The organism is Thioalkalivibrio sp. HL-Eb18, assembly GCF_000364985.1.
GTDB lineage: Bacteria > Pseudomonadota > Gammaproteobacteria > Ectothiorhodospirales > Ectothiorhodospiraceae > Thioalkalivibrio.
The window spans coordinates 114,392-137,830 of record NZ_KB822961.1; the positions used below are offsets into that span (position 1 = coordinate 114,392).

Genomic DNA, 23,439 nt, shown 5'->3' on the forward strand with positions numbered 1-23,439 from the left:
CAGGCTTCTCGTTTTTCGACGCTCTAGGGAGACGCTGACTAGGGAGACGCTGATTGAATCGCGCGTCCGCGCTCGAGTCGCTTTTGCGTGCGAACAAGGCGCGGTGACTGCCGTGCAGTCATTCTGCACAAGGGAACCGCAACGTTGTGCGCGCGCCCGTTTTTGATCAACAACGGGCGGCCGAGCCCCTGCTTTGAATGGCTGGTGGGGCTGGTGCCCCCTGTTCCCCGATCCTGCGTTGCGCCGCTTGTGGGTAGAACCACTACCCGCTGCACGACGCGCCTTGTCTCGGAAAACAGGGGGCACCAACGCGGACGTGCGATTCAATCAGCGTCTCCCTAGGGCCGTGGGGTTCCGAAAAGCGCAATGTCCGGCGCCGTCAGGTGGATCTCCCAGCCAAGATGCGCGGCGATCCAGCGCAGGGTGTCGGGCCCGTAGAAGGCCACATGGGTGGGGTCTCGGCGATAGTGCCAACGATGAAAGGCCGCCGCGGGAGGCGGCCAGCCGGTCATGATCGCCAGCGTGCCGCCGGGGCGCAGAAGGGCGGCCATCCCCGCAAGTGTGGCGATCGGGTCATGCAGGTGTTCGAGGACCTCGGTACAGGTGACGAGATCGAAGCATTCGCCGGCGTGCGGGCGGTCGGGCGCAAAAACCGGATCAAAGGCCTGCATGGAATAGCCCCGCGCACGCAGCATGTCCGCCAGTACCGGATGAGGGCCACAGCCCCAGTCAAGGCCCTGTGCTGGCGGTGGACAGTGCGCCTCCAGCGGCGCAAGCAGGCGGCCCAGGAAGCGCCGATATCCGGCATCATCCGGGCGGTTCTCGTGCGTCTGGTAGTAGTCGCGCTCGAAGTTGGGTGTGGGCCAGTACTCGCGCTCGAGGACGATCAGGGAACAATGGCGACAGCGCTGGTAACCCCCGGGCGAGGGATCACGCACCCCGCGGCTGAAGAACGGGTGCAGAAGGCTGGCGCACAACGGACATCGGGCCATGCGTCAGTGTTTCCCTAACGGCGCAGGAAGCGGAACCAGGACGCGATGTTCAACAGGCTCATCAGGGACTGAGCGAGGTAAGTATAGGCCGCGGCCTTGAGGATGCGCTGGGCATGCGGGTAGTCCGGCGGGTGCAGGTAATTGCCCCGGCGGAGCATGGGCAGGGCCCGGCGGAAGCTCGCGTCGAATTCGGTGGGCAGGGTGACGAAGTGCACCAGCGCGGCGAGCCCCATCGACAGGATCCCGGCCAGGAAAAACAGGATGCCCGGCGCCGGATGCCTGGCGATTAGAGTGATCACGGGGATTGCGACCATCAGCCAGGCCCCGATCTGCTGGCCGTAACGGGAAAGGCAGACCAGGTTGCTGCGCATGCGCAGGGGCGGGTATTCCTGAGCATGCTGCACCGCATGACCCACTTCGTGCGCGGCCACGGTGATTGCGGTGAGCGAGCGGCCATCGTGGTTGTCCTCCGACAGCCGTACCGCGCGATCAAAGGCGTCGTAGTGGTCGCCGTCGCGGGTGGATTCGACACGCACGTCTTGCAGGCCATGGCGATCCAGCAGATCACGCGCCAGCTCTGCGCCGGTCCCGTCGTAGCGGTCCTCCGGCTGGCTGTACTTCTTCATCGTCTGGCGTACCCACCAGCTCGGGGCCCAGGCCAGGAGCAGCACGAGCGGTGCGAGCAGAATCAGCAGTCGCATGCCTTCATCATGGCTCGACTTCCGTCCCGGGGGAAGTAGCCCGTGCGAATTCCACGCGGCCTCAGTCCTCGGCTTCGTCGTAATCGCCCTTGTGCTTCGGATTGGGGCGCGCCCGCTGGTCTTTCGAGTAGTCGCGCCCGTCGTCGGTGCCCTCGCCCTTTTCCTGGGTCAGGCGTAAGTGCGCGGGCGGGGCACTGCCGTCCTTTTCCTGACCGAAGTAGATGGTCTGGTGCGGGAACGGGATCTCGATGCCGGCGGCGTCGAAGTGCTTCTTGACCAGGCGATTGAACGCACGGCCGAGGCCGAACTGCATCCCCGGCAGGGTCTTGATGCGGATGCGCACGTTGACCGAGCTGTCGGCCAGCGCGGTCACGCCATGGACCTCCATCTCGTCGAGGATGTTCGGGCCCTGATCGGGATCTTCCTTGAGCTCTTCGAAGGCCTCGCGCAGGCGCACGATGACTTCGTCGATATCCTCGCGGTAAGCCACGCCATACTCGCCCACGTGATAGGCGTAATCGCGCATGTAGTTGGAGACGGCATCCACCGAGGAGAACGGGATCAGGTGGTAGGTCCCGGACAGGTCGCGCAGCCCCATGGAGCGGATCGTGAGCTTTTCGACCACGCCGGTCATCCCGGCCACCGTGACCACATCCCCGGTGTTGATGGCTTTCTCCAGCTGGATGAACACCCCGGTGATGATGTCCTGCACCAGTTTTTGCGCGCCGAAGCCAACCGCCAGGCCGAGTACACCGGCGCCGGCCAGCAGCGGGCCGATATTCACGCCAATCTCGGCCAGCACGATCATGGTGGTCATCACGGCCAGCACGACGGCGACCGCGTTACGGAACAGGGTCAGCAGGGTCTTCTCGCGTGCGCCGGGCTCGCCCTCGCCGGTATTCGGGCTCAGGCGGTGCTCGATCCAGCTGGCGAATACAAGCCAGATGACCAGCGCACCGATCAGGATCAGGGCGACCGAGATCGCGGTGCCGAGGACATACATGCCTGCATCGGAGGCAATCCAGGCGCCGAGATTGAACAGGCCCCAGGCGTCCAGGATGACAGCCAGCACGATCAGAAGGATCACCAGGCGCATCGTCTTGAGGGCCTTGGGGATATAGGAGTTCAGGCGGGCCTCGAGCATCGGGAACTTGACCCGTGTCTCGTCCGGGACCCGGATCTCGCGGCCAATGATCTGGCTGAGCACGTTGGCGACAAAGACGCCGATGAACATGGCCAGAATCGTTTGCCCGGTGGCCCTGGCCATGAAGGGCAGGGCATCTTCCGGGCGGGTAATGCTGACAATCGCCAGGGTCAGGAAGTAGAGCAGCGCGATCCAGTGCCAGGCGTTCGCCAGAAACGTCAGCATCATGCGCGTAAAGGCGAAGCCGGCGCGGTTGGCGACCAGGATCAGGCGGTCATGCACGCGTTGACGGTTCTGCAGGATGATGACCGCTGCATAGAGGAAGGCGGTCAGCATCACCAGCAGGCCGAGCGAACGGCCGGCCTCGCTGGAGATGTGATTGTTGGTGATCGGTACCAGCAGAAGCAGGCCGTAACCGATGTAGGTCACCAGGCGTGCCAGCCAGGCATTCCAGTAGGCCGCCTCGTCACCGGCCATCGGCAGCAGCCGCAGGCCTTGATAGCGCGTGGCAAAGATCAATCGCAGGGCCGCCTTGGTCACTTCGATCAGCAGGAAGGCATTGAGGAACAACGAATGCCGCATGAGCATCTCGCCGGATTCCCCGAGGACAAAGAGTGCGAGCCCATAGCCCCCCACCCAGGCCAGAAGGACGACCAGAAAGTCGATCAGCGCCGCCAGCAGGACCGCCGGAAGCGCACGCAGCAGGTGATACTGCCTCGGTGAGTGAATCACCCAGCGATCCAGGGCGGCGAACATCGGGTGGCCCAGGCGTCGCAGAATCAGAAAGCCGGCAACCGTCAGCACAATCAGGATCGCCAGGTCCAGCACGCCGGCGCCAAACACCACTAGATCGATCGTGCGCATCTGTTCGCCAATGTCCGTGGCGATCTCGTTCAGCGCCCGAATCTCCTGCACCGTGCCTTCTGCGAGCGATTGTGTGACCTGGGCGATCTGGCGCGGGATCGACATCGGCTCGTCGGTGTCGACGGCCGCCTCGTCTGCCGTGCTTTCGTCGTTCCCGGTCCGTTCGGCACGCAATGTCTCGAGCAGGCGCTCGCGTGCCTCTTCGTTTTCCAGTGCCTCGATCAGCGCGTCATGCAGATCGCGTCCGTCACCGCCCTCCTGGGCCTGAACGGTCCCCAGGGGCATGAGCAGCGACAGCAAGAAGAGGGTCAGGAGGAGGAAGATGGGGAGACGCAAAAAGCGGCTGGGGGACACGGGCGGACCTCGGGTTTGGACGGGGTTCGCGGGTCGCCAGGAGGACGCCAGTGCGAGCATCCGTGCGACAGCGGAGGCATGTAGTCTAGGGAAACGACAAGGCATTTTCACGCCCGCGGAGCGAGCGCAGGGACTATTCCAGCAGCATGGGATCCAGCCAGGCGATACCCAGCTGATTCATCTGGCGTTCGATCCAGGCGATGCGCTGGGTCAGCCGCGGTCCCGGGTGCACCGGGTTGTAGGCACCGGGGCTGGGCAGGATCGCGGCCAGGCGTGCCGCCTGGTGGCGGTCCAGCTCGCGCGCCGGGACGCCAAAGTAGTGCTGGGCCGCGTGCTCGATGCCGTAGATGCCGGGGCCCCATTCCGCCAGGTTCAGGTACACCTCGAGGATGCGTCGCTTGGGCCAGACGGTCTCCATGCCCGCGGTCAGGCCCGCTTCCAGTGTCTTGCGCATCCAGGATCTTTCGTGCCACAGAAAGAGGTTCTTGGCCGTTTGCTGACTGATCGTACTGGCCCCGCGCAGGCGCTGTCCCCGCAGCATGTGGTCATCCACGGCCTGACGCATGGATCCCCAGTCGAAACCGCGATGCACGGGGAAGTTCTGGTCTTCCGCCGCGATCACCGCGAGCATCAAGTGGCGTGGCAGATCATCCAGTCGCTGCCATTCCGGGCGCAGGCGCGAGGCGGTCTGCCAGTCCGTGGCGACCACCATGGCCATACCATAAGGCGGGTTGACCTTGGCGAACAGGACAATCAGCCCGAGTGCGACGGTAATCACAAGAGCAAGCGCCCCGGCCAGCAGCCAGGCCAGCGCGCTCAGGAGGGGTGCGATGAGTCCGCGCTGTTGACGGGCCATCAGTATCTCCCTGGGTGCAAGCAGCAAACGGCGTTCATGGGCAAAAGAATACCTCGACTAGCGCCCTTCACGTGGATACCCATTCAGTGACGTCCGGTGAGGAATCTCGTCATCGGGTGAACTGTTTGTGTCGTACGTGGCCCAACCTTGCAAGCCGGAGTATTGTCTGGTGACCCCACCCCATCCACGCGAAAGAGAAGGAGAGACTCATGGACGTAATGCCCTATCGGTATACGACACCCAGCGGTGAGGCTGTTTCCTTCGAGTTTCGTTTGCACCCCGAAACCGGCTCCGCTGTACGCGTACAGCAGCTGCTTGACCGGCTGGTCGATACCCTTGATCACGAGATCGGGGTGCTGGGCGACACCTGCAATGGTGACGTGCTCCAGGCGCTGGCGATGGCACTCGCCGTGCGCACGGACATGATCCCTGCACATCCGGAGATGACGCGTGACCTGGCGCGGGATGTCGTCGAACGCGCGCTGGGGTCCTTGCAGCAGTCCGAGCACCAGTACCTGGGCCCGGTGGGTCACGCCTGACCCCATGGGTTCCCCGCGGCGTCCAGTGGTCTTTTTTGATGGTGGCTGTCCGCTTTGCCGTCGCGAGATCGGGCACTACCAGCGTCTGGATCACGCGGGTCACGTGGACTGGCGAGATATCCATGCCGACGCCTCGCCACTCGAGCCGTGGGGGATCGACTGGGATGCCGCGATGCGGCGGATGCACGCGGTCGACGCCACGGGGCAGATCCACAGTGGCGCCTGGGCGTTTGTCGTTGTCTGGCGGCAGCTGCCGTATTACCGCGCGCTGGGGGCGGTGCTCGCGCGGCTGCCTCCCGTGGTGCGCCTGATGGATCGGGCCTATAACTGGATTGCCCGTCGACGCTGGCGGGCGCGCTGCGATCACGGGGTCTGTCACCCCAATCGCTAGGCATATACGGGGCCACCGCATTTCCCCGGTATTTCGACGCCTGTTGGCGTCACCGTTCGAGGAAAACGCGTCCGTGAAGCGGCTGCTGGTTGGTGTGGTCTGTGTACTGGGGTGGATCCTCATGGCCCCGCTGTGGGCGAATGACCTGGCCAGCGAGCGCGCGCTCGTGGCCCAGTTACAGGAGCCCCACCGGATCCTGTTGATGCGGCATGCGGCCGCGCCGGGGATCGGCGACCCCGCGGGCTTCGAACTGGAAGACTGTTCCACCCAGCGCAACCTCTCTGCGGCGGGGCGGGAGCAGGCTCGCGAGATTGGCGAGCGCCTGCGCGCGGCCGGGTTGGACGCAATCCGGGTGTTCGCCGGCCCATGGTGCCGGAATGCGGATACGGCCCGTTTGCTGGGTTATGGCGAGCCGCAGATCCTGGGTGCGTTGGGCTCGATCTTTCGCACTAACGAATCCGATCGGGAGCGTTGGATGCGCGCGTGGCACGCACATCTGGCGGCGGAGGTCGCGCGCGATGCGGGACCGGCGGTATATGTCACGCATCGCGCGAACGTCATGGGGCTGTCGGGGCGCAGTCTCGGTGCGGGCGATATGCTGGTGGTACAGCTCGATGCCGACGGTCGGGCTCGGCCCGTCACCGACTGACCCAGCGCGCGGGCCCTCTATATGTAGGGCCCAATAATGCGCGCGATCCAGCCATAGATCCGGTACTTCCAGGGGCGATTCTCCCAGGCCTCGATCGTCATGCGCTCGGCATCGGCCTTGTCTTCCTCGATCAGTTCACGGATCGAGCGGGCAAAGTCTTCATCAAAAATGTTCAGGTTGGTCTCGTCATTCAGGCGGAATGATCGGTTATGCAGATTGGCAGACCCGATGCTGGCCCAGCGGTCGTCCACGCTGACCAGCTTGGAGTGATACATCCGCGGGTGGTATTCGTACAGTTCCACGCCGGCTTCCAGTATCGGTCGCCAGCGATTAACCGAGGCGTGACGCACGAAGCCGAAGGACATGGTGTCGCCCGGCATGAGTACCCGGATCTCCACGCCGCGCTCCGCGGCCTCGGTCAGGGCGACGAGAAAGTCCGGGTCGGGATAGAAATACGCCGTGGCGATGGTCACCTGGTCTTCTGCGGCGGCCAGTGCGTGCAGGAACATTTTGCGGACCCGATGGCGCCCCTCGCGCGGGGCACTGTTGACGACTTGCGCATCCAGCTCGCCTTCAGCCTCCAGCTCTGGGTAGTAGGCATCGCCCAGCAGTAGTTCGCCCATCGCATCCAGCCAGGTTTCCATGAACGCGGCCTGCAGATTGCCCACCACAGGTCCGGTAACGCGGAAGTGGTTGTCACGGTAGGGTTCGCGATCCTCACCGGGCACCCAGGAATCCGCCACATTGGCGCCGCCAATGAATCCTGTGCGACCGTCCACCACCAGAATCTTGCGGTGGGTGCGGTGGTTGAAACGTGACATCTGATACCAGGAGGGCTTGCGCCAGCGCACAACCTCCGCGCCGGCATCGGTCATGCGGTCGAATTTTTCCTGAGAGGCGTGGACCGAGCCGATGTAATCAATGACCACATGCACCCTAACCCCGCGTTCTGCCGCGCGTGCAAACGCCTCTGCGAAGCGCGCGGCCTGGTCGCCCCAGAACTCGTACACCTCGAACGTGACTGTATGCTCGGCAGCCTCGATGGCCTCGATTTTGGCGTCGTAGATCGCCTCGCCGTCACGCAGCAGTTCCAGTGCATTGCCGGAAACAATCGGCTGTTGCAGCGTGAGCCCCATCCCGCGGCGAAATGCACTGTCCGAGGTGCCGTAGTCGATGGCCACCGGAGACTTCACCCGGTCGGGTTTCGGCAGGAGGTTAAAGAGGGCAACGTTCACCAGCACGAAGGCAAGCGCGAGGCCCAGGAGGATACCGACAGGAATGCCGATGACGCGGCGGCGCATGGTAGGCCTCTTGTATCGAACCCGCTACAGGGAGGGCGGGGAGGGATTGGGTGGTGCCGGTGTAGAACCCGCGTGTTTGAGTGTACACAATGCGCTGCGAGCAACCCTGGACGAATGTCATGAATCCGTTTCTGGAAGCAGCACTGGACGAGGCGCGAACCGGCTGGGATGAAGGGGGTATCCCGATTGGTTCGGTCATCGAGCACGGCGGCCGCATCGTCGGCCGCGGGCACAATCGGCGGGTTCAGAGCGGCAGCGCCATCCTGCATGCCGAGATGGATGCTCTGGAAAACGCCGGACGCCAGCCCGCGAGCGTCTACCGAGAATGCACGCTTTATACGACGCTCTCGCCCTGCGCGATGTGCAGCGGGGCGATCGTACTGTATGGCATCCCGCGTGTGGTGGTCGGCGAAAACGCCACCTTCATGGGGGAGGAGGACTGGCTGCGCTCGCATGGTGTGCAGGTCGATGTGCTGCAGGATGCCGCCTGCCAGGAACTGATGACCGCCTTCATCGAACGCCACCCGGACCTCTGGCACGAGGATATCGGTTGCGAATAACCCCGGGTTGACCGGAACACCCTTGCTGGCGGGCGGATATTGGTTGCCGCCCCGGACAAGGCAGCGACAAGGGGCAGGCGCCCCGGGGAGCGCCTCATGGTGCCCTTCGCGGTCAATGCCACTGTTCTGGCATGGTCGCTGCTTGGGAGCCGGATGCAATGAAAACCGGGAGCACCCCATGATCGACGGCATTGGCATGAATCAGGCGGCCCTGGCGCGGCCGGCCCATTCGGCGCAGGCCACGAACAACGCCGGGCAGGCCGGCAACCAGGCGGCACAGGCGGGGCCCGCGGCACACGCACAGCCCGCCCAGCAGGCACAGGCCGCCATGCAAGCGCAGGGGAACGGTCCGGTCAACGGGCTGGGCGCGGGCGTCTCGACCTCCCCGCATGTCGCTCAGCCTGCGGCCACCACGCACGCCCCCACGGCACACGAGGCGGCATTTTCGCCCCAGGGCATCAACGCGTCCCCGCCAACCCAGGCCACCGCGATGCCGCTGGCTGGCGGTCAGGTCAATGGGACCCAGCAGGCTGACGATGCCCCCCGGATGGACGCCGATCCGGACGACAAAGCGGACATGGGCCAGACCTTCATGCCCGATGGCTCGGTGCAGTCCAACTCCAACGAGCACCTCGGATCGCACTTTGACCTGCAGGCCTGAGGACTACAGATCCCAGTAGCCCCTGGCCACGGCCCCCGGGCTGTCCAGTTCCAGTGCAGGCTCGTCCAGTGCGGCCGCCTGTTCCCGCAGGGTCAGGATGTGCTCTTCCCAGTAGCGCGGGGTGTAGAACACGGGGAATCCGTCGATGAACGCGGGATCGTCCGCGCGGCGGGCCAGCCAGGCGGCGTGGCGCAGGATACGTAGCGTGCGCAGGGTGTTGATCAGGCCCAGCTCGCGGCGGTCGAAGCGCATGAACGTCTCGTAGCCCCCCAGCAGATCGCGTAGCTGCCCCGCCATCTCCGGCGGTTCGCCGGAGAGAAACATCCACAGATCCTGCATTGCGGGTCCATTGCAGGCGTCGTCGAGGTCAACGAAGTGGGGGCCGTCGTCGGTCCACAGGATGTTGCCCGGGTGGGTGTCGCCATGCAGCCGCAGCTGCGGGACGGGGCCCACGGCCTCGGTGTTTCGCTGCATGCGGCTGATCAGGTCCGCACTGAGGTCACGGTAGACCGTCTGCAGCCCCGGGGGCAGGTAACCGGAGGCGAGCACGTCCTGCCGCGCCTGCTCACCCAGAGTCCCCGGTTCCAGCGTGATGCGTTCGTGGAACGGCGTGCTGTGGCCCACTTCGTGAATTCGCGCAATGAACCGTCCGATGCGCTGCAGCGTAACGGACTGCTCCAGGTCCGGCGTGCGGCCGCCGCAGCGCGGATAAACCGCGAAGCGAAAGCCCTGATGATGGTGCAGCGTTTCCCCGTCCTGCCCAGCCAAGGGCGCCACCACGGGAACCTCCCGAGCGGCCAGTTCCTGGCTGAACGCATGTTCTTCGACGATCGCCTGGTCGCTCCAGCGGCCGGGGCGGTAGAACTTCGCGATGACCGGCGTCGCATCCTCGATGCCGATCTGGTACACCCGGTTTTCGTAGCTGTTCAGCGCGAGCAGGCGGCCATCGCAGCGCAGGCCGGTGGTTTCCACCGCATCGAGAATAACGGTGGGTTTGAGGGCATCGTATGGGTGGGGCTGTGTATTCATGCGGCCAATGTACGCACGCGGGCAGCGTCCGGGTCCAGCGTTTTGACGAATGTGTGTCGGGAGAGGGCCGGTGAATCGAGCGTACTGGGTGGTGGCCATCCTTGCGGTGGCTGCATTGATCGCGTTCTTCGCGCTCGATTTGGGCCGTTTCCTGGAGTTCGAGCGCCTGCAGGCGGCGCAGGGCGATTTGGAGGATCAGCGTGCGGCCCGCCCGCTGTTGGTGGCGGTGGTGTTCTTCCTTGTGTATGTGGTGGTGGCGGCGTTGTCGTTGCCCGGTATCGTGATCATGACGCTGGCGGGCGGGGCTATCTTCGGCGTTTTCTGGGGCAGCGTGCTGTCGTCCTTCGCCTCCACACTGGGCGCGACGCTAACATTTCTGGTGGCGCGCACGATCGCGCGCGAGCCCCTGCAGCGCCGGTTCGCGGATCGCCTGGACCCCATCAATCGTGGCTTCGAGCGCGAGGGGGCCTATTACCTGTTCGCGCTGCGTCTGACGCCGGCCTTCCCCTTCTTTGTGATCAACGCAGGCATGGGCCTGATGCACATCCGGACGTGGACGTATTACTGGGTGTCGCAACTGGGAATGCTCCCGGCCACGATCGTCTTTGCCAATGCCGGTACTCAGATCAGTCGACTGGACGGGCCCGAAGGGATTTTCTCGCCCGGCTTGATTGCCTCACTGGTAGCGGTCGGTCTGTTCCCGCTGGCGGCGCGGTGGGTCGTTCGTGCGCTGCATGGTTCGACAGGAGACTCGCAGCCACGGTGCTGATGTGAACCCTGTCTAAATATGTGCGAAAGCGCATATAATCGCTGAAAACCAATAACGGTCCGAACGGGCGTTCCAAGGCCGGGGTACGCGCGACACGTTTGCAGGCTCTCCAACCGGGGGCGAAACCCGCTTAATGAGGATGTTTGGATGGATAGGCAATTGAAGAGGCGCTGGACCGTAGGGCCAGTGCTGGCCGTTGTGCTGATGGGCCTGGCCCTGATTGCGCAGGCCGGGGACGAAAACGACGAGCCCCACGACCGGCCCATCGAGACGGTGCTGGAGCCGATCCAGCTGACGGATCGCGTCTGGTATTTCTACGGCTCGCTGGAGAACCGCACGCCGGAGAATCTTGGTTTCACCAACAACACGGGCTTTGTCGTGACCGACGAGGGCGTGGTCCTGATCGACTCGGGGCCGAGCTACAAGGTCGCCGAACGCATGGCCGAGGCCATCGCCGAGGTCACGGATCAGCCGATCACGCATGTGATCTCGGTGGGTTCGCAGGATCATCGCTGGCTGGGCAATGGCTACTTCCAGGAGCAGGGCGCGGAGCTGGTTGCGCTCAAGCGCACTGCCAGCACCCAGGCCGAGCGCGGTGAGAGTCAGATCGCTTCGCTGGCGAATGCAGTCGGCGAAGAGGCGATGGAAGGCACCGAGCCGGTGCCGGCACCCAATCCCATTGATGCCGACGAATACACCTTGACGGTGGGCGGGGTCGACTTCGAGTTGATCTATGCCGGGGACGCCCATTTCCCGGGCGATATCATGGTCCACCTGCCGGGCGAGGATGTCGTATTCACCGGCGACATCGTCTACACCGAGCGCATGCTGGGGATCCATCCGTTCAGCAACCCGATGGAGAAGCTGGAGGCGTTCCGACATCTGGAATCCATCGATCCGGAGATCGTGGTGCCGGGCCACGGGCGGGCCACCGACATGGCCGAGGCGCGCCAGGATACCGGCGACTACCTGGAGTTGCTGGTGCGCGAGGTGAGCGCCGGGATCGAGGACTGGGAGTCGCTGGACGAGGTAGTGGAGCGGCTCGCGGACCTTGAAGAGTTCAAGCACCTGCGCCATTACGACGACTGGCACCGCCCCAACGTGAACCGGACCTATCTGTTCATCGAAGAGCACATGTAAGGGGCTATCCGGGAATCCCGGCTGCAGGCCGGGAAACCTGCCGCGGCGCGGGGCGTGTGATACGCTTCGCGCCGTTGTCGTTTCCGGCAATCTTCAATTTCTGATACGCGACGTTCGACCCCGCGTATGGGTCGGCGAAGGAGCCTCGCAATGCCCGCAGTAACCCTCCCCGACGGCAGCCGCCGCGAGTTCGATCATCCAGTCACCGTGCTGGATGTGGCCAAGGACATCGGTCCGGGCCTCGCCAAGGCGACCCTGGCCGGCAAGGTGAATGGCCAGCTGGTCGATGCCCGCCACGAGATCGACGACGACGCGGACGTTGCGATCGTGACCGACCGCGACCCGGAGGGGGTGGAGATCATCCGGCATTCGACCGCGCACCTGATGGCGCAGGCGGTCAAGCAGCTCTTTCCCGAGGCGCAGGTGACCATCGGCCCGACCATCGAGAACGGCTTCTACTACGACTTCGCCTATGACCGCGGCTTCACGCCGGAGGATCTGGAGAAGATCGAGAAGCGCATGAAGGAGCTGGCCAAGCAGGACCTGCCGGTGGAGCGCTCGCTGATGGACCGCGACGAGGCGGTCAAGTACTTCCGCGACATGGGCGAGGAGTACAAGGCCGAGATCATTGCCAGCATTCCGCAGGGGGAAAACATTTCGTTGTACAAGCAGGGCGACTTCGTCGACCTCTGCCGTGGCCCGCATATCCCGTCCACCGGCAAGCTGAAGGCCTTCAAGCTGACCAAGGTGGCCGGTGCCTACTGGCGCGGCGATTCCGACAACGAGATGCTGCAGCGCATCTATGGCACTGCCTGGCCGAACAAGGACCAGTTGAAGGAACATCTGGAACGCCTGAAGGAGGCCGAGCGCCGCGATCATCGCAAGATCGGCCAGGAGCTGGACCTGTTCTCGATCCAGGACGAGGCCGGTGGCGGTCTGGTGTTCTGGCACCCGAAGGGCGCGCGCATCCGTCGCGAGATCGAGAAATACTGGTACGACATGCACGAGAAGGCGGGCTACGACTTCGTCGTGTCGCCGCACATCGCGAACCTGGAGCTGTGGAAGACCTCCGGCCACGCGGACTTCTACGCCGAGTCCATGTACGAGCCGATGGAAGACGAGCACCAGGCCTTCCAGCTCAAGCCGATGAACTGCCCGTTCCATGTGCTGATGTACAAGGATCGGCTGCATTCCTACCGCGACCTGCCGCTGCGCTGGGCGGAGATGGGCACGGTCTACCGCCGCGAGATGTCCGGCGCGCTGCACGGGCTGATGCGTGTGCGCGGCTTCACCCAGGACGACGCCCACATCTTCTGCCGCGAGGACCAGATCGAGGCCGAGGTGATGGCGGTGATCGACCTGACGCTGGAGGTCCTGCAGACCTTCGGGTTCGAGAAGTTCGACGTGAACCTCTCGACCAAGCCCGAAGACGCGGTCGGCTCCGACGCGATCTGGGAGCACGCGACCGCCTCGCTGCGCTCCGCGATCGAGAAGAAGGGGCTGGAGTACTCGGTGGACGAGGGCGGTGGCGCCTTCTACGGCCCGAAGATCGACATCAAGATCCACGACGCGATCGGCCGCGAATGGCAGTGCTCCACGGTACAGCTGGACTTCAACCTGCCCGAGCGTTTCGACATGGAATACGTGGCCGAGGATAACGAGCGCCGCCGTCCGATCATGATCCACCGCGCGCTGCTGGGTTCGGTAGAGCGCTTCTTCGGCGTGCTGATCGAGCACTACGCCGGTCATTTTCCGACCTGGCTGGCCCCGGTGCAGGCCGAGGTGCTGACGATCACCGAGCGCCAGGACGACTACGCCCGCGAGGTCACCAGGGCGCTGCGGGACAAGGGATTCCGGGTCGAGTCCGACTTGAGAAACGAGAAGATCGGCTTTAAGATTCGCGAGCACACGCTCAAGCGCGTGCCGTACCTGTTGGTCCTTGGTGACAAGGAAAAGGAAAACGGGCAGGTCGCGGTGCGTACACGAAGCGGAGAAGACCTTGGCGTGATGAGCGTCGAGGCCTTCGGCGAGCGCCTCCGGGAGGAGGTCGCCAGTCGCCAACACTGAACCTTGAACTGGAGAGAAGGCTATTAGCGCAGCGAAAACGGTCCGCCTGAACGATCAGATCACGTGCCCGCAAATCCGACTGATCGACGCCGAGGGCGAGAATCGCGGCGTCTGCAGTACTGCAGAGGCCCTGGAAATGGCCCAGGAAAGCGGCCTGGACCTGGTCGAGATCTCACCGAATGCCGAGCCACCCGTGGCCCGGATCATGGACTACGGCAAGTTCAAGTTCGAGCAGGCGAAGAAGGCGCAGGAAGCCAAGAAGAAGCAGAAACAGATCCAGATCAAGGAAGTGAAGTTCCGTCCGGGTACGGACGAGGGCGACTACAACGTCAAGATTCGCAACCTGCGCCGCTTCATCGAGGGCGGCGACAAGGGCAAGGTGACCATCCGCTTCCGCGGTCGCGAAATGCGCCACCAGGAGCTGGGTGGCGAGCTGCTGGACAAGATCGAGCAGGACATGTCCGATATCGCGGTCGTCGAGCAGCGGCCGAAGATGGAAGGACGCCAGATGATCATGGTGCTGACCGGCAAGAAGAAGTAGGCCGGTCAGACAACAAGGATCGCGCAGGTCTCCGCATACCTGCCGGTCCTCCCATAAACGGCCGGCCCGAATCGGGTACGGCCCAAAATGCCGGAGAGAGCAATGCCAAAGATCAAGACCAATCGGGGTGCGGCCAAGCGCTTCGCCCGTACCGGGTCCGGGAAGTACAAGCGGTTCCAGTCGCACCGCAGCCACATCCTGACCAAGAAATCCACCAAGCGTAAGCGTCAACTGCGCAGTCCGGCCATGGTGCACGAGGCGGATGTCGCCGCCGTGCGCAAAATGCTGCCGTACCGTTGATCTGACCGAGGAAGAAAGACATGCCACGAGTCAAGCGCGGTGTAACCGCTCACGCCCGTCACAAGAAGGTCCTCAAGCAGGCCAAGGGCTACTACGGCGCCCGGAAGAACGTCTTCCGCGTTGCCAACCAGGCCGTCATCAAGGCCGGCCAGTATGCCTACCGTGACCGTCGCCAGAAAAAGCGCCAGTTCCGGTCGCTGTGGATCGTCCGCATCAATGCGGCGGCCCGTCAGTTCGATCTGTCCTACAGCCGCCTGATGGCGGGTCTGAAGAAGGCCGAGATCGAGATCGACCGCAAGAGCCTGGCCGATCTGGCCGTGCACGACCTGACCGCCTTCGGCAAGATTGCCGAAAAGGCCAAGGCCGCACTGCCGGCCTGACGAGGTCCTGCAGGATTACCCGCCGGGAGTGCTGCCTGGCGGGTCCCGGAAAGGGGAGGGTCGACGCCCTCCCTTTTTTGTTTCGGGAACAGGGAACACCAGGACGGCGGGCATCCGTCGCCTACCATTTTCGGGGAATGCACGTGGAGCAACTGCAACAGCTCGTCGCCGAGGCCCGCGACCGCATCGAGGCGGCCACTGACCTGAAGGCGCTGGATGATGTCCGGGTGCAGTACCTGGGCAAGAAGGGCTCGATTACCGCCCAGCTGAAGGAGCTCGGCAAGCTGCCGGCGGAGGAACGCCCGGCCGCCGGCCAGAAGGTCAACGAGGCCAAGACCGAGATCGGTGGCCTGATCGAGGCCCGCAAGCAGGCCCTGGCCGACAGCGCCCTGGCCGAGCAGCTGGCCAGCGAGCAGGTGGACGTGACCCTGCCGGGACGTCGTCTGCCCGAAGGCTCGCTGCATCCGATTACCCATACGCTGGAGCGCATTGAGGCGTTTTTCGCCGGACTCGGGTTCCGCGTGGCCGAAGGCCCCGAGGTCGAGGATGACTTCCACAACTTCGAGGCGCTGAATATCCCCGAACATCACCCCGCGCGGGCGATGCACGACACGTTCTATTTTGACGCGCACCGCGTCCTGCGCACCCATACCTCGCCGGTGCAGATCCGCACCATGGAACAGCAGAAGCCGCCGCTGCGCGTGATCGCGCCGGGGCGGGTCTACCGCTGCGACTCCGATCTGACGCACAGCCCGATGTTCCACCAGGTGGAGGGGCTCTGCGTGGACGAGGACATCACCTTCGCGGATCTGCGTGGCGTACTCAGCGCGTTCCTGCAGAGCTTCTTCGACCGCGACGACCTGGCCACGCGCTTTCGTCCGTCGTACTTCCCGTTCACCGAGCCCTCGGCCGAGGTCGATATCCAGTGCGTGCACTGCGGCGGTGACGGCTGCCGGGTGTGCAGCCATACCGGCTGGCTGGAGGTGATGGGCTGCGGCATGGTGCATCCGAACGTGCTGGGCCATGTGGGCATCGACCCGGAGCAGTACACCGGCTTTGCCTTCGGTCTCGGGGTCGAGCGGATGGCAATGCTGCGCCACGGCGTGAATGACCTGCGCCTGTTCTTCGACAACGACATCCGATTCATTCGCCAATTCGGACGGACCGGCTAATGCGCATCAGTATTCAGTGGCTGCGGGACTGGCTGCAGATCGACGAAACCCCCGAGGAGCTGGGCCACCGCCTGACCATGGCGGGGCTGGAGCTGGACGCGATCGAGGCGGCGGCACCCGCGTTCAGTGGTGTGCGCGTGGGCCGGGTGGCGAAGGTGGAGCCGCATCCGGATGCCGATCGTCTGCGTGTCTGCCAGGTCGATGTTGGGGAGGCCGAACCGCTGACCATCGTCTGCGGCGCGCCCAATGTGCACGAGGGCATGGTGGCGCCGGTCGCCGTGGTTGGCGCGGTGCTGCCCGACAACTTCAAGATCAAGAAGTCCAAGCTGCGAGGCGTCGCCTCCGCGGGCATGCTGTGTTCGGCACGCGAACTGGGCCTTGCGGAGGACGCCGAGGGCCTGCTCGCACTGCCCGCGGACCTCAAGATCGGCGCCGACCTGCGCACGGCGCTGGGTCTGGATGATTACATCCTGGAGGTGGACCTGACCCCGAACCGCGCCGACTGTCTCGGGATGCGGGGGATTGCCCGTGAATGCTCGGCGCTGCTCGATCGGCCGCTGAACGAGAACGTGGCCGAGCCGGCCGGGGCGGAACTGGACGCACGTGTTGCGATCCAGGTCGAGGATACCGAGGCCTGCCCGCTGTACGCGGCGCGCGTGCTCGACGGTCTGGATGCGCGTGCGTCCACGCCTTTGTGGATGACCGAGCGCCTGCGGCGGGCCGGGGTGCGGCCGCTCAGCGCGATCGTGGATGTGACCAACTACGTGATGCTGGAACGCGGCCAGCCCCTGCATGCGTTCGACGCGGGACGCCTGGGTGACACCATCGAGGTGCGCTGGGCGCGCTCCGGCGAGTCGCTGACCCTGCTGGGCGGGGACCAGAAAGTCGAGCTCGCCGAGCAGGACCTGGTGATCGCCTCGGCGACTGCTCCGGTGGCCCTGGCCGGGATCATGGGCGGCGCCGACAGCGCCGTGGACGATGACACGACGCGGGTGGTGCTCGAGTGTGCCCACTTTGCCCCGCTGGCGCTGGCCGGGCGGGCGCGAGCCCATGGGCTGCATACCGACGCCTCGCATCGCTTTGAGCGTGGTGTGGATCCGACGCTGGTCGAGCAGGCCATGGAGCGTGCGACGCGTCTGTTGCTGGAGATCTGTGGCGGGCAGTGCGGGCCGGTGGAGCGCGTCGGTGAGCTGCCGTCTTCTCATTTCGAACAACCGATCCAGCTGCGCCGGCCTCGTATCGAGCGGCTGCTGGGGACGACGTTCGCGGATGACGAGGTCGAGCGTATCGTCGGTGCCCTGGGTTGCAAGGTTGCGTCCACGGACGACGGCTGGCAGGTCCGGGCCCCGCGCGCCCGCTTCGACATGGAACGCGAGGAAGACCTGATCGAGGAACTGGCCCGGGTGCATGGCTACGACCGGCTGCCGCAGCGTCTGCCGTCCCCGGTGGCGCCGGCTGAGCGGCCGCCGGCCTTGCGTGGTCTGCGCGATCAGCTGGCGAGCCAGGGGTTTCACGAGGTCATCAGCTTCAGCTTTATCGATGCCGAGGCCTCGCGGGCCTTCTATCCCACGGTGGAGCCGCTGGCACTGGCCAACCCGATCTCCAGCGATCTGGCGGTGATGCGCCCCGGCCTGTGGCCCGGTCTGGTCGCCACGGCGGCCTATAACCAGGCGCGCCAGCAGCCGGATCTGCGGCTGTTCGAGCATGGCCTGCGTTTTGTGCCGGATGCCTCCGGCCTGCGCCAGGAGCCGCGTCTCGCAGGTCTGCTGGGCGGACGGGCGCAGCCGGAGCACTGGGAGACCGCGTCGCGTCGCATCGATTTCTTTGATGCCAAGGGTGTCGTCGAGGCGCTTTGCGCCTCGGTGGAGGCGCCGCTGGGCTTTCGATCGGAGAAACATCCTGCGCTCCACGACGGGCAGTCCGCGCGGATTCTGGCGGGTGATCGTCCCATCGGCTGGGTCGGTCGCCTGCACCCGGCGCTTTGCAAGCGGTTCGATGTGGGGCCGGTGTATCTGTTCGATCTCGATGCCCGGGCGATCCTGCATGCACCGGTCGCGCAGTTCGCACCGCTGTCGCCCTATCCGTCGATCCGGCGTGATCTGGCCCTGGTAGTGAAGGAGACCGTTCCGGCCGGTGATGTGCTGAGCGCGATCGAAGAACTGGGGCTGGAGCTGGTGCAGGATGTTCGGCTGTTTGATGTCTACCAGGGCAAGGGCTTGAATCCGGACGAAAAGAGCCTCGCTTTGGGCTTGATTTTGCGGGCTTTTGATCGCACCCTAGGCGAACAGGACGTGGCAAACGTCACCGACAAGGTCGTCGAGCATCTGCACGCTCGCTTCCAGGCAACCCTGAGGCAGTGATTCCATGGCAGCAGTGACGAAGGCGGATCTTGCCGCCACGCTGAACGAAGAACTAGGCCTGAACAAGCGCGAGGCCAAGGAATTCGTCGAGATGTTCTTCGAGGAGATGCGCCAGTCGCTGGAGGATGGCGAGGGTGTGAAACTCTCCGGCTTCGGCAACTTCATCCTCCGCGACAAGAACCAGCGGCCTGGTCGCAATCCGAAGACCGGCGAGGAAATCCCGGTCTCGGCGCGCCGTGTCGTCACCTTCCGACCGGGTCAGAAGCTGCGCGAGCGGGTCGAAAGCTATGCTGGAAGCGAGTAACCACCAGGAACTGCCCGCGATCCCGGGCAAGCGCTACTTCACCATTGGCGAGGTTGCCGAGTTGTGCCAGGTGAAACCTCACGTACTGCGCTACTGGGAGCAGGAGTTCCCGATGCTCGAGCCGGTCAAGCGGCGGGGCAATCGGCGCTACTATCAGCGCCAGGACGTGATCCTGATCCGCCAGATCCGGGCCCTGCTGTACGAAGAGGGGTACACCATTAATGGCGCGCGGCAGAAGCTCTCCGGCGACGAGGCCAAGGGCGATCGCCAGCAGGCACGCCAGATCATCCAGGACACGATCTCGGAGCTGGAATCGGTGTTGCGCGTGTTGCGCGCCTGAGGTTCAGGGCAACACTGATCAGTGTTGCCCTGGCCGCTCGGGTCCTTTCGTGGGCGCGGGGAATGGGATATGATTCGCGGCTTCGGGGCGTAGCGCAGTCTGGTAGCGCATCTGCATGGGGTGCAGAGGGTCGCAGGTTCAAATCCTGCCGTCCCGACCAAATTCAACGGCTTGAAGAAAATTCTTCAGGTGAAACAAGAGGCCGCATTGAGCGGCCTTTTTTGTGTCTGGAGTGAGGGGGAGGCTGGCCTCGTCGGTTACTCCATCGAACGCCGTCGGGCCTCGCGCTGATAGTGCAGCAGGGCGATATTGAACTGCCGCTCCAGCCACTGGTTCATGCCGGTGACCTGGAAGCCAGCATACACATATCCGTCGCGCGGGCTGCGACGGCGGTTGGCCAGGCGCAGGTCGCCGCCCAGGCGTTCGCCAACGTCGGGCAGCAGCAGGTTCTCGAACCGCATCGGGGTCCCGATCTCGAGCGCTTCGACCCAGTCTTGCGGTACCTCCACGCACATCCCCTGAGCCGACAGGTCGGCCAGGTCCCCGATACCGGGGTCTTTCCATTCGCGGTACTGCAACTCGATGCGCGGGCGCTCGCTGATCGGGATATGCACGCGAAAGGTCTCGCGTCGCTGCAGATACTCCAGAGTGTCGGGGTAGGGGCAGACGTAGAGGACCCCGGCGTCCTCGCGTTCGATGCGCGAGACGGCGGTGGAGAAGCGTACGGCCACCCCGCGCAGGCTGGCGAATACCCGCATACCGGTGCCTTCCTGGGCGTGGCGGTTCGCTTCGACGGGCGTGAGTTCGTCGAGGAAGAGCTCGCGTGCACCGGAATCAAGGCGAACCAGGGCGGAGTTGTACAGTGGGCCATCGTCGTCGAGACGGACGTTGACGAGGGTGAGCTTGTGATCCAGATCCTTGAGGATGCCGGCAATCCGCTCCGGCTTGTCGACGGTGTAGTCGGTCTCTTCCATGCGTGGCGTTGTTGTAATTATTGGGCCAAGCCGCACGGTACTGCCGGGCGGTCCGGAATACCAGCCCCGGACGCGGAACGGAGAAGGGCGCAGAGGTGTCGCGCAGGGCGCGCGCGGGTCATGCGCGGGTGATGCGCCGACCGGTACGGCTGCCGGACTGGGTGCGGCCGTAGGGGTCGTAGGTGGGGGCCGGGCCGGGTTCCTCGCCGCGGAGGATCTGGATGGACATCTCAACGCGACGACGGTCGCGATCAATCAGTCGGGCATTCCCCTGGTTGAGGGTATTGCAGCGCTCCACCGAACGGCGCAGCGCCTGCCAGTGGTCCTCCAGCTCGGCGCTGCTCTCGAGCCGGCTGAACAGCCGTGCGAGGCCCTCGGGCGTATAGGTTTCGCCCGCCGCCTCGATCGTCTCGCGCTGTCGCCGGCTCTCGGTCTCGAGCTCCTGCAGGAGTGTCTGTTTCTGGGCCACGACGTCGCTCAGGGTCTCGGCTGCCCGCGATTCCACGGCGCGGGTCTCCTGCAGCAGGATGTCTTCCATTTGGTGGCTCAGCCGAATCGAGGCCTCCAGCGAGCGGAGAAAGGCGTGGCGTTGTTCGGGCGACATTGTGGGGTCTCGATTAGCGCAGCAGGCTTTCCAGCTCGATCATGCGATCGGCGAGCTGCTCGTTGTCTACCGGGTACTGGCCGTTGGAAATGGCCTCGCGCAATTCAGCGACACGCGCCTCGTCGAACGGGGCGTTGCCAGCGGCCCCGGAGGCGGCGTTCATTGCCTGCGCCGCGCCGGTCAGAGTGACGGAGTCATCCTGACGTGCGGGCGCGGGTGCATTGCCCTGGGCGCCTGCGTCGGGCCGGGAGGTCTCGTCGCGGCCCTTTACGCTCGAGCTGTTGCCGTCCGGGCGCAGGCCGGGGGAGTTCGGGCCTTTGATATCCATCATGCGGTTTCCTGTTTTTGCAATTCTACTGCAGGGGTTAGCGGCAGCGCCGGCTGAAACTGTAGCCCCTTGAGCCGTGACTTTTCGATTCGTTTCACAGTTTGTGGATGGTGACGAGACACACCGCCATTCTACAGGGCTACGCGTACATGTCCGGACTCGAGTACCTCGCCTTCCACGACGCGGCCGGACGAGGTGTTCTTCACGCGGATACGATCGCCCAGTATGCCGTTCTCCAGTGCCTCGCCCTGCATGCGGATCACCACTGAGCCGTTCTCGGCGAGGATGGTGACGCGCTGACCGCGGCTGACCACCTCGCGCTGGGTGACGTGCTGCTGGCCCAGGATCTGACCAGGTCGGATGTTGCGCCGGGTCTGCAGTCCCACCAGTTCGCTCTTGGTCTCGAAATAGCTCCCGGCATGGCGCGAGGTCTGAATACGCTTGGTGCGCACATCGCCGGGGAGGATCGTGTGCTGGCGCCGCAGGTTGCGGCTGGCGACGAGGACCTCGGCGTAACGCTCGACCGTGACTGGCACATAGATTGACCAGCTGACGGGGGCCTCGCACTGAACCTGTACCGCCGTATTGCCATCGCGCCGTCCGCCAGGCGGGAAACGGGTCTCCAGCGCCTCGCTGCATCGGGCCAGGCGCAGGCGGTTGTCCAGGCGGCCGATCTGAACTTCCACCGCTTCGTCGCCCGGTTCGACGTTCAGCTCCTCCTGGATGAAGCGCTCCGCCGCCAGGCGGATGTTCTCGACTGCCTCGATCTCGGCCTGTGCCGTTATGGAGACCAGAGCCAGAGCAACGCCCATGGCGGCCGGAAGCCACCAGGAGCGAATAGAAGGTTTGAGTGCTGGCTGGTTCATGGGCTGGATGCGCGTCGGCTCGTCAGGACTCGAGAGGTTTGAACAGACGTGCAAGCAGAAAGCATGCCAGGCAATAAGGGTCGTACCCTCAAGAGTGACTACGGCCGGCCGTTACCGGGTCTAGAACGCGTGCAATCGGCATGCGACGGCGGTTTGTAGCATGACAGCGTCGGTCCACGGGGTGCACACTGGGGACGGCGAGTCGAGGTGGCTGGCCGCTGGGCGAGGGGGAGAGCAGGACAATGAGTCAATTCATTGACGATGTGAATCAGCGTACCCAACTGGTGGGGCAGAACCGTATGGAGCTGCTCCTGTTTCATCTGGGGAGCTCGCAGACTTTCGGTATCAACGTATTCAAGGTGCGCGAGGTGATCCCGTCGCCGCCGCTGCGGCAGATCCCCGGATCGCTGAGCGTCGTGCGGGGCGTGGCCACGCTGCGCGGCGGGACTGTCCCCATCATCGATCTCGCGCGCGCCATGGGGTTGCGCACGGCCGTGGGCGAGACGGACAACCACAAGGTCGTGGTGACCGAGTTCAATCGGTCGGTGCAGGGGTTCTGGGTGTCCGCGGTCGACCGGATCGTTAACGTCAACTGGGAAGACGTGAAATCACCGCCTCGGGGGACTGGGCGCGAGTCGTTTCTGGTGGCGGTTACGGAGATCGACAACAAGCTGGTCGAGATCATTGACGTCGAACGGGTGCTGTCCATCGTCAATCCATTGCCGTCCAGTGTCTCCGACGAGGTACGTGCGGAGGCCGAGGAAGAGCGTGCACGGCATGGACAGCGCAAGATCGTGATCGTCGATGACTCCGTGGTCGCCCGCAAGCAGATCGAGGGTGCGATAAAGGGCCTGGGCTGGGAGTATGTGGTCTTCAAGGACGGTCGCGAGGCCCTGGATTTCCTGGAGGAGCAGGCCGAGGCTGGAACCGTGGACGAGGTGGTGGAGCTGGTGATCTCGGATATCGAGATGCCGCGCATGGATGGGTACACCCTTACCGCTCGAATTCGTGCAAACGATCGCCTGAAAGGCCTTCGGGTTCTGCTGCACTCGTCACTGAGCGGGGAGTTCAATACGGATATGGTCAAGCGTGCCGGGGCCGACGCCTTCCTGTCCAAGTTCAACCCCGACGAGCTGGCCGAGGCTGTACTTGATCAGACCCGCAAGGACTGATGCCGGTGCCCGCGCCGTTTGCGTTTATCGACCGATTCGGCCCTGGCGGCATGGAAGCGGTAACGGATTGCCGGCCGTGTG

Annotated in this window: 26 protein-coding genes and 1 tRNA gene; 17 read left to right on the forward strand and 10 right to left on the reverse strand. The window is 64.5% G+C overall.

Annotated elements, in window-relative coordinates:
• Positions 1-338 precede the first annotated feature (338 nt).
• From F813_RS0101975 to mtgA, 4 genes are all read right to left on the reverse strand, one after another.
• Positions 339-992: a class I SAM-dependent methyltransferase gene (locus F813_RS0101975; protein WP_012982309.1), complete on the reverse strand. Its 654-nt coding sequence runs from the start codon at positions 990-992 to the stop codon at positions 339-341.
• A gap of 14 nt (positions 993-1,006) precedes the next feature.
• Positions 1,007-1,693, reverse strand: a complete 687-nt coding sequence (locus F813_RS0101980; protein WP_012982310.1) for a zinc metallopeptidase — start codon at positions 1,691-1,693, stop codon at positions 1,007-1,009.
• A gap of 61 nt (positions 1,694-1,754) precedes the next feature.
• Entirely contained in the window at positions 1,755-4,055 is a 2,301-nt protein-coding gene (locus F813_RS0101985; RefSeq protein ID WP_017925351.1) for a mechanosensitive ion channel domain-containing protein, read from the reverse strand.
• Positions 4,056-4,188: 133 nt separating this feature from the next.
• Positions 4,189-4,911 (reverse strand): monofunctional biosynthetic peptidoglycan transglycosylase, encoded by a 723-nt coding sequence (mtgA, locus tag F813_RS0101990; protein WP_012982312.1) that lies wholly within the window; start codon positions 4,909-4,911, stop codon positions 4,189-4,191.
• A 209-nt stretch (positions 4,912-5,120) separates the two neighbouring features.
• On the opposite strand from mtgA, the gene F813_RS0101995 reads away from it, so the two are divergent.
• The 3 genes from F813_RS0101995 (at position 5,121) to F813_RS0102005 (ending at position 6,490) form a co-directional block, all read left to right on the forward strand.
• Entirely contained in the window at positions 5,121-5,450 is a 330-nt protein-coding gene (locus F813_RS0101995) for a hypothetical protein (RefSeq protein WP_012982313.1), read from the forward strand.
• A 4-nt stretch (positions 5,451-5,454) separates the two neighbouring features.
• Positions 5,455-5,841 carry a thiol-disulfide oxidoreductase DCC family protein gene (locus F813_RS0102000; RefSeq protein ID WP_012982314.1) on the forward strand — a complete coding sequence of 129 codons (387 nt, stop codon included), beginning with the start codon at positions 5,455-5,457 and terminating at the stop codon, positions 5,839-5,841.
• Positions 5,842-5,914: 73 nt separating this feature from the next.
• Positions 5,915-6,490: a histidine phosphatase family protein gene (locus F813_RS0102005; protein ID WP_012982315.1), complete on the forward strand. Its 576-nt coding sequence runs from the start codon at positions 5,915-5,917 to the stop codon at positions 6,488-6,490.
• Between the two features lie 17 nt (positions 6,491-6,507).
• On the opposite strand, the gene F813_RS0102010 is transcribed toward F813_RS0102005, so the two are convergent.
• Positions 6,508-7,791 (reverse strand): phosphatidylserine/phosphatidylglycerophosphate/cardiolipin synthase family protein, encoded by a 1,284-nt coding sequence (locus F813_RS0102010; RefSeq protein ID WP_012982316.1) that lies wholly within the window; start codon positions 7,789-7,791, stop codon positions 6,508-6,510.
• Positions 7,792-7,910: 119 nt separating this feature from the next.
• On the opposite strand from F813_RS0102010, the gene F813_RS0102015 reads away from it, so the two are divergent.
• Positions 7,911-8,351 (forward strand): nucleoside deaminase, encoded by a 441-nt coding sequence (locus tag F813_RS0102015; protein WP_012982317.1) that lies wholly within the window; start codon positions 7,911-7,913, stop codon positions 8,349-8,351.
• A 178-nt stretch (positions 8,352-8,529) separates the two neighbouring features.
• Positions 8,530-9,012 (forward strand): hypothetical protein, encoded by a 483-nt coding sequence (locus F813_RS0102020; protein WP_012982318.1) that lies wholly within the window; start codon positions 8,530-8,532, stop codon positions 9,010-9,012.
• Between the two features lie 3 nt (positions 9,013-9,015).
• On the opposite strand, the gene F813_RS0102025 is transcribed toward F813_RS0102020, so the two are convergent.
• Positions 9,016-10,041 carry a serine/threonine protein kinase gene (locus F813_RS0102025; protein WP_012982319.1) on the reverse strand — a complete coding sequence of 342 codons (1,026 nt, stop codon included), beginning with the start codon at positions 10,039-10,041 and terminating at the stop codon, positions 9,016-9,018.
• Between the two features lie 88 nt (positions 10,042-10,129).
• On the opposite strand from F813_RS0102025, the gene F813_RS0102030 reads away from it, so the two are divergent.
• The 11 genes from F813_RS0102030 to F813_RS0102080 all read left to right on the forward strand — a co-directional run bounded on the left by F813_RS0102030 (position 10,130) and on the right by F813_RS0102080 (position 19,574).
• Positions 10,130-10,810 (forward strand): TVP38/TMEM64 family protein, encoded by a 681-nt coding sequence (locus F813_RS0102030; protein WP_017925353.1) that lies wholly within the window; start codon positions 10,130-10,132, stop codon positions 10,808-10,810.
• Between the two features lie 147 nt (positions 10,811-10,957).
• Positions 10,958-11,950: an MBL fold metallo-hydrolase gene (locus tag F813_RS0102035; protein WP_038059928.1), complete on the forward strand. Its 993-nt coding sequence runs from the start codon at positions 10,958-10,960 to the stop codon at positions 11,948-11,950.
• A gap of 150 nt (positions 11,951-12,100) precedes the next feature.
• The gene (thrS, locus tag F813_RS0102040; RefSeq protein ID WP_017925355.1) at positions 12,101-14,017 is read left to right on the forward strand and encodes a threonine--tRNA ligase; all 1,917 of its coding nucleotides are present in this window, start codon (positions 12,101-12,103) and stop codon (positions 14,015-14,017) included.
• Positions 14,018-14,039: 22 nt separating this feature from the next.
• Entirely contained in the window at positions 14,040-14,558 is a 519-nt protein-coding gene (gene infC / locus F813_RS0102045; protein ID WP_081601270.1) for a translation initiation factor IF-3, read from the forward strand.
• Between the two features lie 102 nt (positions 14,559-14,660).
• Positions 14,661-14,858 carry a 50S ribosomal protein L35 gene (rpmI, locus tag F813_RS0102050; protein ID WP_017925357.1) on the forward strand — a complete coding sequence of 66 codons (198 nt, stop codon included), beginning with the start codon at positions 14,661-14,663 and terminating at the stop codon, positions 14,856-14,858.
• A gap of 20 nt (positions 14,859-14,878) precedes the next feature.
• Positions 14,879-15,238 (forward strand): 50S ribosomal protein L20, encoded by a 360-nt coding sequence (rplT, locus tag F813_RS0102055; protein ID WP_017925358.1) that lies wholly within the window; start codon positions 14,879-14,881, stop codon positions 15,236-15,238.
• A 143-nt stretch (positions 15,239-15,381) separates the two neighbouring features.
• The gene (gene pheS, locus F813_RS0102060; RefSeq protein WP_038029438.1) at positions 15,382-16,410 is read left to right on the forward strand and encodes a phenylalanine--tRNA ligase subunit alpha; all 1,029 of its coding nucleotides are present in this window, start codon (positions 15,382-15,384) and stop codon (positions 16,408-16,410) included.
• Complete coding sequence (gene pheT, locus F813_RS0102065; protein WP_017925360.1) at positions 16,410-18,770, forward strand: phenylalanine--tRNA ligase subunit beta; 2,361 nt, start codon at positions 16,410-16,412, stop codon at positions 18,768-18,770. The genes pheS and pheT overlap by 1 nt, the downstream gene beginning before the upstream one ends.
• Positions 18,771-18,774: 4 nt before the next feature.
• Positions 18,775-19,074 (forward strand): integration host factor subunit alpha, encoded by a 300-nt coding sequence (locus tag F813_RS0102070; protein ID WP_012982328.1) that lies wholly within the window; start codon positions 18,775-18,777, stop codon positions 19,072-19,074.
• Positions 19,058-19,414, forward strand: coding sequence for a MerR family transcriptional regulator (locus F813_RS0102075; RefSeq protein ID WP_012982329.1), 357 nt, complete (start codon positions 19,058-19,060; stop codon positions 19,412-19,414). The genes F813_RS0102070 and F813_RS0102075 overlap by 17 nt, the downstream gene beginning before the upstream one ends.
• Positions 19,415-19,497: 83 nt before the next feature.
• Positions 19,498-19,574 (forward strand) — tRNA-Pro (locus tag F813_RS0102080).
• A 97-nt stretch (positions 19,575-19,671) separates the two neighbouring features.
• On the opposite strand, the gene F813_RS0102085 is transcribed toward F813_RS0102080, so the two are convergent.
• The 4 genes from F813_RS0102085 to flgA form a co-directional block, all read right to left on the reverse strand.
• A complete protein-coding gene (locus tag F813_RS0102085; protein ID WP_017925361.1) occupies positions 19,672-20,388 on the reverse strand; it encodes a flagellar brake protein in 717 nt (238 codons plus the stop codon).
• A gap of 118 nt (positions 20,389-20,506) precedes the next feature.
• Positions 20,507-20,992 (reverse strand): flagella synthesis protein FlgN, encoded by a 486-nt coding sequence (locus F813_RS0102090; protein ID WP_017925362.1) that lies wholly within the window; start codon positions 20,990-20,992, stop codon positions 20,507-20,509.
• Between the two features lie 13 nt (positions 20,993-21,005).
• Positions 21,006-21,320, reverse strand: a complete 315-nt coding sequence (flgM, locus tag F813_RS0102095) for a flagellar biosynthesis anti-sigma factor FlgM (RefSeq protein WP_026148101.1) — start codon at positions 21,318-21,320, stop codon at positions 21,006-21,008.
• A 131-nt stretch (positions 21,321-21,451) separates the two neighbouring features.
• Positions 21,452-22,186: a flagellar basal body P-ring formation chaperone FlgA gene (gene flgA, locus F813_RS0102100; protein WP_038059929.1), complete on the reverse strand. Its 735-nt coding sequence runs from the start codon at positions 22,184-22,186 to the stop codon at positions 21,452-21,454.
• A gap of 242 nt (positions 22,187-22,428) precedes the next feature.
• On the opposite strand from flgA, the gene F813_RS0102105 reads away from it, so the two are divergent.
• Positions 22,429-23,358 (forward strand): chemotaxis protein, encoded by a 930-nt coding sequence (locus F813_RS0102105; RefSeq protein WP_017925365.1) that lies wholly within the window; start codon positions 22,429-22,431, stop codon positions 23,356-23,358.
• Positions 23,359-23,439 lie beyond the last annotated feature (81 nt).

What these genes read in the sequence shown, in the direction of transcription:
- F813_RS0101975 (WP_012982309.1), bottom strand. Translation starts at nt 992, where the DNA reads ATGGCCCGATGTCCGTTGTGCGCCAGCCTTCTGCACCCGTTCTTCAGC.
- F813_RS0101980 (WP_012982310.1), bottom strand. Translation starts at nt 1,693, where the DNA reads ATGCGACTGCTGATTCTGCTCGCACCGCTCGTGCTGCTCCTGGCCTGG.
- mtgA (WP_012982312.1), bottom strand. Translation starts at nt 4,911, where the DNA reads ATGGCCCGTCAACAGCGCGGACTCATCGCACCCCTCCTGAGCGCGCTG.
- F813_RS0101995 (WP_012982313.1), top strand. Translation starts at nt 5,121, where the DNA reads ATGGACGTAATGCCCTATCGGTATACGACACCCAGCGGTGAGGCTGTT.
- F813_RS0102000 (WP_012982314.1), top strand. Translation starts at nt 5,455, where the DNA reads ATGGGTTCCCCGCGGCGTCCAGTGGTCTTTTTTGATGGTGGCTGTCCG.
- F813_RS0102010 (WP_012982316.1), bottom strand. Translation starts at nt 7,791, where the DNA reads ATGCGCCGCCGCGTCATCGGCATTCCTGTCGGTATCCTCCTGGGCCTC.
- F813_RS0102015 (WP_012982317.1), top strand. Translation starts at nt 7,911, where the DNA reads ATGAATCCGTTTCTGGAAGCAGCACTGGACGAGGCGCGAACCGGCTGG.
- F813_RS0102020 (WP_012982318.1), top strand. Translation starts at nt 8,530, where the DNA reads ATGATCGACGGCATTGGCATGAATCAGGCGGCCCTGGCGCGGCCGGCC.
- F813_RS0102025 (WP_012982319.1), bottom strand. Translation starts at nt 10,041, where the DNA reads ATGAATACACAGCCCCACCCATACGATGCCCTCAAACCCACCGTTATT.
- F813_RS0102035 (WP_038059928.1), top strand. Translation starts at nt 10,958, where the DNA reads ATGGATAGGCAATTGAAGAGGCGCTGGACCGTAGGGCCAGTGCTGGCC.
- thrS (WP_017925355.1), top strand. Translation starts at nt 12,101, where the DNA reads ATGCCCGCAGTAACCCTCCCCGACGGCAGCCGCCGCGAGTTCGATCAT.
- rpmI (WP_017925357.1), top strand. Translation starts at nt 14,661, where the DNA reads ATGCCAAAGATCAAGACCAATCGGGGTGCGGCCAAGCGCTTCGCCCGT.
- rplT (WP_017925358.1), top strand. Translation starts at nt 14,879, where the DNA reads ATGCCACGAGTCAAGCGCGGTGTAACCGCTCACGCCCGTCACAAGAAG.
- pheT (WP_017925360.1), top strand. Translation starts at nt 16,410, where the DNA reads ATGCGCATCAGTATTCAGTGGCTGCGGGACTGGCTGCAGATCGACGAA.
- F813_RS0102070 (WP_012982328.1), top strand. Translation starts at nt 18,775, where the DNA reads ATGGCAGCAGTGACGAAGGCGGATCTTGCCGCCACGCTGAACGAAGAA.
- F813_RS0102075 (WP_012982329.1), top strand. Translation starts at nt 19,058, where the DNA reads ATGCTGGAAGCGAGTAACCACCAGGAACTGCCCGCGATCCCGGGCAAG.
- F813_RS0102085 (WP_017925361.1), bottom strand. Translation starts at nt 20,388, where the DNA reads ATGGAAGAGACCGACTACACCGTCGACAAGCCGGAGCGGATTGCCGGC.
- F813_RS0102090 (WP_017925362.1), bottom strand. Translation starts at nt 20,992, where the DNA reads ATGTCGCCCGAACAACGCCACGCCTTTCTCCGCTCGCTGGAGGCCTCG.
- flgM (WP_026148101.1), bottom strand. Translation starts at nt 21,320, where the DNA reads ATGGATATCAAAGGCCCGAACTCCCCCGGCCTGCGCCCGGACGGCAAC.
- flgA (WP_038059929.1), bottom strand. Translation starts at nt 22,186, where the DNA reads ATGAACCAGCCAGCACTCAAACCTTCTATTCGCTCCTGGTGGCTTCCG.
- F813_RS0102105 (WP_017925365.1), top strand. Translation starts at nt 22,429, where the DNA reads ATGAGTCAATTCATTGACGATGTGAATCAGCGTACCCAACTGGTGGGG.